The 12,083-nt window shown below is 35.9% G+C and carries 10 protein-coding genes; 8 read left to right on the top strand and 2 right to left on the bottom strand.

Annotation, left to right across the window (positions count from 1 at the left end; genetic code table 11):
- Window positions 1–29: 29 nt before the first annotated feature.
- Entirely contained in the window at window positions 30–1,811 is a 1,782-nt protein-coding gene (locus tag SLH48_RS12380; RefSeq protein ID WP_413785418.1) for a S9 family peptidase, read from the bottom strand.
- 553 nt (window positions 1,812–2,364) lie between these two features.
- On the opposite strand from SLH48_RS12380, the gene SLH48_RS12375 reads away from it, so the two are divergent.
- The 6 genes from SLH48_RS12375 (at window position 2,365) to SLH48_RS12350 (ending at window position 7,773) form a co-directional block, all read left to right on the top strand.
- A complete protein-coding gene (locus tag SLH48_RS12375; protein ID WP_320258414.1) occupies window positions 2,365–3,636 on the top strand; it encodes an MFS transporter in 1,272 nt (423 codons plus the stop codon).
- Window positions 3,590–4,210: a TetR/AcrR family transcriptional regulator gene (locus SLH48_RS12370; protein ID WP_320258413.1), complete on the top strand. Its 621-nt coding sequence runs from the start codon at window positions 3,590–3,592 to the stop codon at window positions 4,208–4,210. The genes SLH48_RS12375 and SLH48_RS12370 overlap by 47 nt, the downstream gene beginning before the upstream one ends.
- Window positions 4,211–4,935: 725 nt before the next feature.
- A complete protein-coding gene (locus tag SLH48_RS12365; protein WP_320258412.1) occupies window positions 4,936–5,514 on the top strand; it encodes a histidine phosphatase family protein in 579 nt (192 codons plus the stop codon).
- A 137-nt stretch (window positions 5,515–5,651) separates the two neighbouring features.
- Entirely contained in the window at window positions 5,652–6,380 is a 729-nt protein-coding gene (locus SLH48_RS12360; RefSeq protein ID WP_320258411.1) for an SDR family oxidoreductase, read from the top strand.
- On the top strand, window positions 6,380–7,417 hold the full coding sequence (locus tag SLH48_RS12355; RefSeq protein ID WP_320258410.1) for an S-adenosylmethionine:tRNA ribosyltransferase-isomerase: 1,038 nt from the start codon (window positions 6,380–6,382) through the stop codon (window positions 7,415–7,417). Before SLH48_RS12360 ends, SLH48_RS12355 begins: the two co-directional genes overlap by 1 nt.
- Window positions 7,414–7,773, top strand: a complete 360-nt coding sequence (locus tag SLH48_RS12350) for a VOC family protein (protein ID WP_320258409.1) — start codon at window positions 7,414–7,416, stop codon at window positions 7,771–7,773. The genes SLH48_RS12355 and SLH48_RS12350 overlap by 4 nt, the downstream gene beginning before the upstream one ends.
- Before the next feature lie 154 nt (window positions 7,774–7,927).
- On the opposite strand, the gene pepT is transcribed toward SLH48_RS12350, so the two are convergent.
- Entirely contained in the window at window positions 7,928–9,163 is a 1,236-nt protein-coding gene (gene pepT / locus SLH48_RS12345; RefSeq protein ID WP_320258461.1) for a peptidase T, read from the bottom strand.
- Between the two features lie 511 nt (window positions 9,164–9,674).
- On the opposite strand from pepT, the gene SLH48_RS12340 reads away from it, so the two are divergent.
- The gene (locus SLH48_RS12340) at window positions 9,675–10,868 is read left to right on the top strand and encodes an MFS transporter (protein WP_320258408.1); all 1,194 of its coding nucleotides are present in this window, start codon (window positions 9,675–9,677) and stop codon (window positions 10,866–10,868) included.
- A gap of 314 nt (window positions 10,869–11,182) precedes the next feature.
- The gene (locus tag SLH48_RS12335) at window positions 11,183–11,998 is read left to right on the top strand and encodes a ZIP family metal transporter (protein WP_320258407.1); all 816 of its coding nucleotides are present in this window, start codon (window positions 11,183–11,185) and stop codon (window positions 11,996–11,998) included.
- The last annotated feature ends 85 nt before the right edge of the window (window positions 11,999–12,083 follow it).

The following is a 12,083-nucleotide window of genomic DNA, read 5'->3' as shown; positions in this document are numbered from 1 at the left end:
ACAAGGCTAGTTTAATTAATACTTACAGACTATAAATATTTATTAAAAAACTCGCATATTGCTCTGTATACTATTACCTCATTTTCTTTTTTGGAAAACCCATGCCCCTCGTCTTCTAAAACGAGGTATTCAACTTCACGACCTTTTTCTTTTAAAACAGCGACAATTTTATCAGATTCCTCCTTGACTACTCGTGGGTCGTTAGCTCCTTGAATGACCAACATCGGCTTAGACATATTTTCTAAATAAGTGATCGGTGAAAACTCGATTAGCTTTTCTTTATCTTTTTCTGGGTGCCCAACCCACTGGGTCAACATTGGTTTCCAATGCTCTGGTACTGACTCAACGAAGGAGAATAGATCACTAGGTCCACAAATATCGACAACCGCTTTAAAATATTGTGAATGTCTACCGTGAAGTAATAGGGACATGTAACCACCGTAGCTTCCGCCCATAAGAAATACTTTGTCACGGGCAGCGAGCCCATTTTTAAATAAAAATTCTAGACCTTCAATGTTATCAAGTCTTGGTCCGTGTCCCCAGTCGCCTTCAACCATCTTTGTAAATGCTAAACCATATCCGGTAGAACCACGGAAGTTAGGTGCAAAAATACTATATCCTTCATTTAAAAGGCACTGAAAAACTCCGTTAAATACTTTGCGCTCAGCATGCTGAGGACCTCCATGTGGCCATAATATAACGTGACCGTTACTAGTCACAGGATTTGCTTTAAAGTAAAGCGCTTCTATGTCAAGGCCATCAAATGATTGATAAGATAAGACAGTTGGATCAATAAGCTCGTCTTCATGTACACCCATAACACGGTTATTCGTAAGTTGTTCCCAACGATGTTTGTTAGCTTGTTTTCTAAACATATTTGAAGGTTTTGTAGCAGATGTACCAACGAGGTATACATTTCCTTGGGCAGTCACTTCTAGTTTGTCGATACTTTTAATAGGACTCTCAAGTTCTGTCAATTTGTTTGTAATAATATCATAAGAGTATAGCTGATCCTCTACACCTTTCTCACTCACAAAATATAAAAGGTGATGTTTTTCATCGAACTTAATCATTTTAAAGCCCTCACGTGGAAGTGAAACGACTTTACTAAATTCTTTTTCAGCTAAGTCAAATTTCGCAATATATGAAAAATCTGCTCCATAATTAGTAATGAAATAGATGTCTGAGTCTGAGGCATAAACACCATTTGTAACTATGTGCTGCTCATCTGATTCTGGTGTTAGGGGAATCACTTCATTATCTACTTTTACATAAGCTAGCATATGTGTAGTAGAGAAATACTTTATAAAAAGAAAACTATCTTCACTTGGGCTAATATCATATAAATATGTAGCGCCACCATCCCCTTCTATGATTATTTCTTCTTCCTTTGTGTCTATGTGATAGCAATAGCTTTTCAGAAAGGTTGGATCCTCCTTATTAGAAGTGTAATATAGGCGCTTTCCATCATCTGATAAGATAGGCGATACATGCTGGAACCCTTCAGCAATTCTAATAGGCTGAAGCTGCCCCCCCTCTGGTGGTAGCATGTATAGCTGTGAATTTTCATCACCATCATGGTCAAATGCTGTAATGATAAATCTACCTGCCATATCGTAGCAAAGTCCATGACAGCTCTGATTATTAAATGTGAGTGGATACGGAAATTGACTTGGTAAATCCATTCCCCATAAATTATAGTTTCCACTAATATTCGTACTGAAAACGAGCTGTCTTTCATCATTACTTACGACAAAATCTTGAATTGTGTAGGCACGTAAAAATTGCTCAACATCCGGTTTTTTATACATTTCCACTCAAAATTCCCCCTTTAATTGAATGAGAAGCTGTCAAAAAAATCATGAAAAAACTGCTGTTCTATGATGAACAATGGGCGCTTTATAGTTGATTATTGTTTATCAATGGCTGTTTTCGCATTGGATTGATATTGTACGGACTTATTCAATTAGTTTTCGTGGTGCCAAGGCTTTTTCATAAACGATGCAAGTTGCATATGACTTAACGCGTTGTTCTTTGTTATTTGCATAACAACAAAGCATAAATAGTACCAAATCTATGAAAAGAGCTTAGTCAAAACAGCAGGTAATACATGGTCCCAAAGGTTTTCACTATTAACTTTTATGAACACGCACTAATATTCTATTACCGATAAATGATAAGTATTCTATGCTGTAAGTTGGATTTTCTTTACGTCTCGCGTCGGATTGAGAGTGAAATGTTCCCAAAAAAATCAATAAGTTAGAAAAATTTTGTAAAAACCTCTTGAATATCGACATTGATGTCGTTATAATAATAAAAAACGACATCAATGTCTATTATAGGGAAGCAGGGGGGAAAGTTTAAATGAAAAGTTTAATGAAAAATAAAGGTTATGTAACATTAATGGTCGCTCAGGCTATATCAAGTATTGGGGATTGGTTAAGTATTGTCGCTATCATAACTCTCGTTGGTTTAAAGTGGAATGCTACACCGATGGAAGTATCCCTTATCTTTTTGTGTTTGGCTGTTCCAATGGCGCTGTTAGGTCCAGTAGCAGGAGTTGTGGCAGATAGGCTTAATAGAAAGACGTTAATGATAGTATCCGATGTTGTACGTGCAGGACTCATCCTTATATTGACGATTGCTGATGCTATATGGATGGTATATATTTGTTTGTTTATAATTGGTGTGTTTTCGGCGGTGTTTGTTCCTGCGAAAAACGGTAAGTTAAAAGAACTAGTACCTCAAGATGATATGAAGGGTGCCATGTCAATTACATCTATGATTGATTCAACTACGAAGGTAATCGGGCCATTATTAAGTGGGTTATTAGTTGCAGCGGTTGGTGCAAAACTAGTATTTTATATCGATTCAGCAACTTTCATCGTGTCAGCTCTAATCATTTTGTTTTTACCAAATGCGGTAAATTCGTTACAAGATGAAAATAATGAAGAAGAAAACGTTAAATCGTCATTTAAAGCTGATTTTGTTTTGGGGATGTCGTTTATTAAATCTAATAGATTTATGCTTGTAGGAATGTTCTTTTTAGGTTTTAGTCTATTGATATTACAGTTATCTGATTCTCAAATTATTGTGTTAATTAGAGAGTTAACGACAGCATCTCCTGATTTGTTTGGGTATGTAGTTGCAGCAGCTGGCGTAGGGACGTTTTTTTCCGGATTACTATTAGCGAAAAAAACTGAATATAATGCTTTTCCGTTAATGTTAATAGGTGTTTGTGGAATCGGTCTTAGTTTTGGTATGATGTCCGTATTAACTTATGTTGATTTAGACTATTCGATTATATGGGGTATTGTACTTGGATTTTTTGCAGGGTTTGCAGCGGGTGTTGTTTTTGTACCATTTTATGCCACTGCACAGGTTGAAACACCTGGTCATATGACAGGAAGGGTATTTGGGGTCATTAATAGTGTTACAACAACAGCAACGATTATTGGGCCGCTACTAGGTGGATGGCTTGCAACGTCAATAGGAGTTATTCCAACGTTTATGATTACTGCCTCACTCTTGATTATGGTATCATTCATAGGGTTTTTCGCAAAAAACAGCATAGAGAGGGGAAAGGATAATGTGTCCGAAAGTAAGCCAGGAGCATCTACAGAAGCGCCGAGCTAAAATTATAAAGGCAGCAGTACAAGTGTTTATAAAACATGGGTACGAAAGAGCTACGATGAAGCACGTGATGGAGGAAGCTGAAGTAAGTAGGGGTGGATTGTATCAATATTTCTCAAATAAAGAAGATTTATATGAAACGATTTTAAAGGAAGCCTTAGTAAAAGAAGTTTCAGAAAACAAAGAATTGTTGGAAGGAAGCGTAGACTCATACTGGGAGTTACTATTAACGAGCATGCATGGTAAAGCAATGGAGCCTAGTGATGAAATGGATAAATTTGTTCCAAGTAATTTAGAGTTCTTTATCACAGGTAGAAATGATGAGCGTCGAATAAAATATGGCAGAGACCGGTATTATAATGTTTTTGAAATATATGACTCTGTCATTAAAGCGGGACAAAATAGTGGTGAGTTTAGTAAGAAGTATAATAGTGAAATTATCGCAAGATCGATTGTCGCTTTTAATGATGGCATAGCGCTCCATTCTATTTTACCAAAGGAAGATATTAAGATAAAGGAACAGTCTATTATGTTTATTGAATATTTAAAAATGGCATTGGGAGTAGATAATCCTTAGTAAGGATTTCTTATCATGCCATTCCTTCAATGAACTGTTTATTTCGATGATAAATGTTCTGAAAGCAAAGAGAACAAAGAGGAGCAATTTGTTACAAATAGTGAATATAAATCGTAGAGTTGTTTTTATTGGTATCTAAGGTCTATGACATGTGAGTCTAATTGTAAAGTTAGGCTCTAGTATTTATTTAAGGCTGCTCTCGCATAGATTGTTGTTTTCGTTCTAAAAAATAAACACGTATACAATTAGATTACGTGGCAACTTTTCTTCTGTAAAACAGTGCCTGTTGTATAAAGCGACATCTTTATCTCAAAGTTTTCGAACGATAGCAATAAAGTTTCCGAAAAAAGAGTCTTTTTTAAACAAACGTTTGTTTAATGTGTCATTCCAGCTTGCTAATTCTGGTTCGTATACCCTCGTACTAATTAATATTCCTAGCATTCTGTCTTCAGAACATGCTCTTTTTGTAAACTTTATTGTTTTGTAACTAAAAATAGATAGTAGATAGTGTGCTATCCGAGCGCCATCTAACGTAGCATAGTTACCATGTGCATTAGATGTATACTCTTTAATATTTCTAGGACGAAGTATAACAATATATGAGTAAACAGCAACAATACGTAATAGGATAAAGCGTGATGTAGCTGACCTATGTTAACAAGTAGAAAAAGAACTAGGGTAACTTATATAGATTAATAGAATAGTAGATAAGAGAGGGTTTTTACATGATAACAATAGGGCTTATAAGGCATGGAGTTACTGAATGGAATGATTTAAACAAAGCTCAAGGTATATCAGATATCCCTTTAAATGAAGAAGGCAGGAAACAAGCTTTAGCTGTCGCGAATCGCTTATTTGAGGAAGAGAATTGGGACGTACTTATTACAAGTGACCTACAAAGAGCAATAGAAACGGGACAAATTATTGGTGAGAAATTAAAATTACCTATTGCTTTTGTCGATGAAAGAATACGTGAAATTAACTGTGGCGAAATTGAAGGTACAACTGAAGAGGAAAGAGTAGAAAGATGGGGTAGCAAATGGTTTGAGATGGACCTTGGCATGGAAACATTTGACGATGTTGCAAAGAGAGGTTCCGAGTTTATAGAAGAAATAGCACATAAGTATCAACATAAAAGAGTGCTATTAATAAGCCATGGCGCTTTAATCGGTCTCACTTTGAAGCACTTACTTCCTGATAAATTTCAGAAAGTATATTTACATAATACGTCAGTTACCATATTAAATAATATAGAAGGTAAGTGGGCTTGTAACCTTTATAATTGTACGAAACATCTGAGCTAGTTTAACTCTTTTTTCAACCTTTTGGAGTAGAGCTTCTAAATCTAATTATTGATGAAAAATATATACCTTTCTCCGACGTTAACAACGTCGCTTTTTTTTATGATTAAAGTAACACTAGACAAAGGAGAGAGGGACAGATGAAGAATAAAGTTGTGATGATAACTGGAGCGTCTAAAGGGTTAGGTAAGGCATTAGCGATAGCTTTTGCAAAGGAAGGTGCAAATTTAGCCATTTGTGCAAGGGGTAAGATAGCCTTACAGGAAGTGGAGCAAGAGTTACTTTCATATGGTGTAAAGGTGTTAGCAATGAAGGCTGATGCATCTGAGCCTAGAGATGTGGAAAGGTTTGTGGCAATAACGGAAGATACTTTTGGTCATATTGATGTGCTAATTAATAACGCTTCAATGCTAGGTCCAAGTCCGATGCCATATTTACTTGATTATCCTGAAGAGGATTTTCAGCAAGTTTTAAAAGTTAATACAGTTGGTCCGTTTCTTGTAACTCGACGCGTCATTAGTAGTATGCTTCAACGAAATAAAGGGTCAATTATTAATGTTACTTCTGAAGCTGGTCATGTTGGTTATGCTGGATGGGGTGCTTATGGTATTTCAAAATTTGCATTAGAAGGATTAACAGAAACGTGGGCAGATGAGGTTGCTGAAACAGGAGTACGAGTAAATATGGTTGACCCGGGAGAGATGGACACTGAAATGCATGATCTTGCTGTTCCAGATTGCGATTATCCTCTTGCAAATCCAAACGATTTAACAGATGTTTTTCTCTATTTAGCTTCTGATAAAGCTAGTAAGGTTAATGGACAAAGGTTAAATGCACAAACATACCTTGAAGACAAGGAGGGTTTATGATGCAGACTGCTTTGAACTTTGAACTACCTGATCAACTCAATGCATCATCCCCTCCAGAAAGGCGAGGGCTTCGAAGGGATTTTGTGAGAATGCTGGTACTGAATCGTACGAATGGCGCAGTAAATCATTCAACATTTTTTCACTTAGACAAATTTTTAGGAGCAGGAGATGTACTCGTTTTAAATAATAGTCGAACAGTCCCTGCCATTTTATATGGTGAGCAACTTCGGGGTCATAATGAAGTAAAGAAACGAGTTGAAATACGTTTAGCACATCGACTAACAGAGAGTAGTTGGGAAGCATTAGTTGTGAATGATGATGTTATGGCCGGTGATCGCTTGATGATTTCACCTACATTATGTGCTACCGTGAAGGAGAGAGCAGACAGAGAGCCTTTCTTTTTACTACAGTTCTCGTTAAAAGGCTCAGAGCTTTATGAGCAAATTTATTCCCTAGGTGAGCCCATTCGATACGAATATATAACAGAGCCGTGGGGCCTAGATTATTATCAAACTGTCTATGCAGCACAGCCAGGATCTGTTGAAATGCCATCTGCAGGGCGTGCATTTAGTTGGGAGCTTTTATTAAAGCTTCAGCGAAAGGGAATTAAAGTAGCATTTATTCAGCTTCATACAGGATTAAGTTATTTATTGGATGATAAATACCATCAGCAACCATCTGAAAATAATGAATCATATGATGTACCTCCAGAAACAGTTAAGATAATTAGAGAAGCGAAACGAAATGGTAATAGAGTAATAGCTGTCGGTACGACTGTTGTCAGAGCATTGGAAACTGTTGCAAACGAAGGGGATATATTATCATCACAAACAGGGTGGACGAATTTATATATAACAAAAAATTATCCTTTACAAATTGTCGATGGCTTAATTACTGGGTTTCATGAACCTGAAGCTAGTCACCTACAATTATTATCAGCATTTATTAATGAGGGTTACTTAATGGAGGCATATCAGCAAGCCATTGAAGAAGGCTATTTATGGCATGAATTCGGTGATATGAATATGATCTTATGAGCTTAATCAAAGGCTTTCACCATATTGCGCTTGAGGTTCAGCATGTCAACAAGTCCATTCAGTTTTATCGAAAACTGGGCTTTGAAATTGAAAAGACAATCATTGTTGAAGATGAGCCAATCACGTTTCTAATATTTGATCAGTTCCGTCTTGAATTGTATGAAAATGAACGGGCATCTTCTAGTGACGATATTCATTTTGCGTTTGAAGTTGAAAGCATACACAATATTATTGCTTGGCTAAATGAGAATGAAATCAAGATTGTAGAAGGTCCATTGGAATTGGATAATGGATGGCAAACGGTCTTTGTAAGTGGCTTGGACGGTGAATTAATTGAATTTATACAGTGCGAGTAAAATAATGGGATTGGTAGTCAGCCTATAAATGGCATACTTGCTTTTCTGCTATGTAAGGAGGATACCCATATTCACGAGATAGTGATTTTAAAAAACTAGCTTCTACTTTGTAATTATACGAAGTAGAAGCTTTTTTGCTCGCTTAATAATGCATTTATTTAGCTTTTTCTTCAAATGATTTGGCTATTTCTACAATTACATTTGTTGCTTTAAGCATATTTTCCACCGAGATAAACTCATATTTACCGTGGAAGTTTTCACCACCTGTAAAGATATTAGGTGTAGGCAGTCCCATGTATGAGAGTTGCGAACCATCCGTACCACCACGAATTGGTTCTATAATCGGTTTAATTTCAAGCTTTTCCATTGCTTCATGTGCAATGTCAATGATTTCTTTAACGGGTTCAATTTTTTCTCTCATGTTGTAATATTGATCATTCATTTCTAAAACAATATTGTCATTTCCATATTCCGCTTTGAGTTCATCAGTAATCTTTTGAATCATAGCTTTTCTAGCATTAAATTTTTCTCTATCAAAGTCACGGATAATATAATTCAATACAGTGTGCTCAACGTCTCCTTCAATGGAAATGAGATGGTAAAACCCTTCGTATCCATCTGTGTATTCTGGTGCTTCCTCTTTTGGAAGGCGTCGATTAAACTCCATTGCAATCTTAGCTGAATTGACCATTTTTCCTTTGGCAGAGCCTGGATGTATATTGTTTCCTTTTACTTTAACTTTTGCTCCTGCTGCATTAAAGCTTTCGTATTGAAGTTCTCCTAGTGGCCCTCCGTCAATCGTATAAGCATATGTAGCATTAAATGCATCAACATTAAACTTATGAGGTCCTCTACCAATTTCTTCATCAGGTGTAAATGCTACTCGAATTTTACCATGTTTGATTTCTGGGTGCTTAATTAAATAAGCCATTGCGGTCATAATTTCTGCAATACCAGCCTTGTTATCAGCTCCCAATAAAGTCGTACCATCTGTTGTAATGAGTGTATGTCCTTTGTAGTCAGCTAGATAAGGAAAGTCCTTTGGAGAAAGTGTGATATGTAATTTTTCATTTAAAACAATATCGTTTCCATCATAGCTTTCAACAATCTGTGGATTTACACCCGTACCAGTAAAGTCAGTTGCAGTATCAACATGTGCTAAAAAGCCAATCGTTGGGACTTCTTTATCGGTATTGGATGGGAGAGTAGCCATAACATAACCATTTTCATCAATTGAAACTTCCTCCATGCCAATTTCCTTTAGTTCATCTACTAACATATTAGCAAGTGTCAGCTGACCAGGAGTTGAAGGACATGTTTGACTCTCTTCATTGGACTGAGTATCCACTTTTACATAAGAAGTAAATCGTTCGATCATTTCATTCTTCAACATTAACTATCATCCCCTTTTTATGTATATTTTCATCTTACCATAATGACGATTACAAGCACTAATAAGGATCCTTTAACGGGTGTTTTCTTCAAAACAGTAGGCTTATTTTCGTAGAGTTTGTTGAGATTGTAATTAATTTTTGGTTTGAAAATTTATGTTTACAATAACTTGCTGACTTTAGGATGGTTGGTTTTCTATAAAAATAAATGTCGCTTAAGGAACAACTAAACTATACGATAGCTTATCCTCGAAAACATTAGATGACAACATCTATAACTTCTTCTATATGTAACTATTACACATCACCGGATTAACGCAATTGAGGTAAGACCGCAAATTTGATTTAATTGTTTATAAGTGTTAGAGTTTTATTATTGTTTAGGTGTAAGATGAATATTTCGATAAAAAATTGCTCTCGTTCTTGGGTTTGTTGCGACAACAATCTTGATAAAGGGAGTATCTTTTTTTGGTTATAAATCGTTATAAGTTTTGGGGGAGGGATGAAGTGATGAAAGCTAAAGAGCCTTTATGGACTAAATCGTATATTATGCTTATGTTAGGTAACTTATTTGTTTTCATGTCGTTTCAAATGTTGATTCCAACGTTACCTCCATATATTAAGTCAATAGGTGCGTCAGGATTAGAAATTGGCTTAGTTACAGCGTTGTTTTCAATAGGTGCTGTATTGAGTCGTCCGTTTATTGGGTATATGCTTGAATATAAGGAAAGAAAGTCACTTGTGCTAATAGGTGTCATCTCTTTATTAATAGTTACGTTACTATATCCAGTATCTCAATTAGTTGTCCTTTTTTTGGTTTTTAGGTTTTTACACGGGCTTGCTTGGGGATGGTCTACAACGGTTAATGGAACGGTAGCTTCAGATATTGTACCTAGTTCTCGATTAGGGGAAGGGTTAGGATATTTTGGCCTTTCTATTACGCTTGGAATGATTATCGCTCCAAGTCTAGGAATTTATTTATTTCAAGTTACATCATTTTCTAACCTAATATATATTTCTGCAATACTAGGACTTATCTCTATTTGTTTATTATTTCTCATTCGTTACCAAACTCCAGATACAGTTAAAGCAACAAAAAAAGAAGACTTAAAGTTTTCTTATTTGGGTTCATTAGTTGAAAAATCAAGCTGGTATCCAGCTTTTATAACTATCATCGCAACATTTGGCTACGGTTCTGTTGTAACATTTATCGTCATATTTGGAGAAGAACGTGGTATAGATCAAATTTTTCTATTTTATTTGTTTAATGCGATAATGGCGACTATTTCTCGACCAATTTCTGGAAAATGGTTTGATAAAAATGGTCCAATGGGAATTGTGTTAAGCTGTCTTACGTTAACCTTTATTGGGTTATGGGTACTATCAATGGCTTACTCTAATTTATTTATTATTATTTCAGGTATCTTATTTGGAATTGGTTTTGGATCATTAATTCCAACATTACAATCGTGGACGTTATCTAAAACACCTCCTAACCGTCGAGGTGTAGCGAATGGAATGCTGTTTTCAGCTATTGACCTTGGTATTGGTTTAGGTGGATTAGTATTTGGTATATTAGCAACGTTTTTTGATATAGCTACATTGTTCCAGTTATCCAGTATCTTTCTAGTAATAGCGATAATAGCTACATTATTTGAAGGTCGAAAAAATAAAATTGCTCAGCAGCATTCAGTATCATCTTAGGGGCAATAATTTTAAAGGAATATTAAAAGAAACTTCTCATTTATATTGGGAAGTTTCTTTTTGCATTAAGTACTTTTCATAATAAGAGCTGAGCATGAATGTAAATATTCGTCGGTGCATCTTTTCGTCTCTAATGACTATTAACATTTAGTTGCTCAAATGTAAGTGCAAAAAAGACAAAGCTTAAGAAAATAGCCTTTGAATGTTCTACATTTTAAAATAGATAATGAAGGGTGTATAATTTAAGTTAAGAATAATTGTCTATTTTTAGTGATTTGAGTCGAATTTTTTATGGGTTGAAAGGACTGATTATCATGTTTTTGGATTGGTTTAGTTCATTAAATCCAACGGTACAAGCGTTATTAGGTGGCATACTTACATGGGGGTTAACTGCGCTAGGAGCAGCGACAGTTTTCTTTTTTAGAAAAATTGATAAGCATATTTTAAATATGATGTTAGGTTTTGCAGCGGGTGTAATGATTGCTGCGTCTTTTTGGTCGCTATTAGCTCCATCGATTGAATTTAGTGAACAGAATGGTCAAATTCCTTGGTTAGCACCAGCCATTGGTTTTTTACTAGGTGGATTGTTTATACGGCTACTAGACTTTATCGTACCACATTTGCATTTAGGTGAGAAAAAAGAAAAAGCAGAAGGACCCGAAACGAAGTTTCAGAAATCTACACTGTTATTTTTAGCTATAATGTTACATAACATCCCTGAAGGTCTTGCGATAGGTGTAGCTTTTGGTGCTGCTTCGTTGGGGATTGGTGAAGCATCTTTAATTGGTGCGATTGGTCTTGCAATAGGAATTGGTATTCAAAATATGCCGGAAGGAGCTGCTCTTTCAGTTCCATTAAGAGGGGAAGGGATGTCTAGGGCACGAGCATTTCATTACGGACAGCTCTCAGCAATTGTTGAGCCGATTGCAGCTGTCATTGGTGCAGCAGCTGTTTTACTCGTTCAACCTATTCTTCCATATGCGTTAGCTTTTGCAGCAGGTGCGATGATTTTTGTTGTCGTTGAAGAACTTATTCCAGAATCTCAATCATCTGGCAGCACAGATTTGGCTACACTTGGACTAATGGGTGGCTTTGTTGTCATGATGATTTTGGACGTAGCGTTAGGGTAACAGAGGTGAGAAGCAAATCCCGATAGGGTCTGCTGTTTTGTTTTTAAAATTAATTTTAGTATGATGTTGATTTTATGTATGTTTT

Origin of the sequence: Cytobacillus sp. IB215316, assembly GCF_033963865.1 — a bacterium.
Lineage (GTDB): Bacteria > Bacillota > Bacilli > Bacillales > SM2101 > Nanhaiella > Nanhaiella sioensis.
This window is presented reverse-complemented; position numbering and strand designations above follow the sequence as displayed.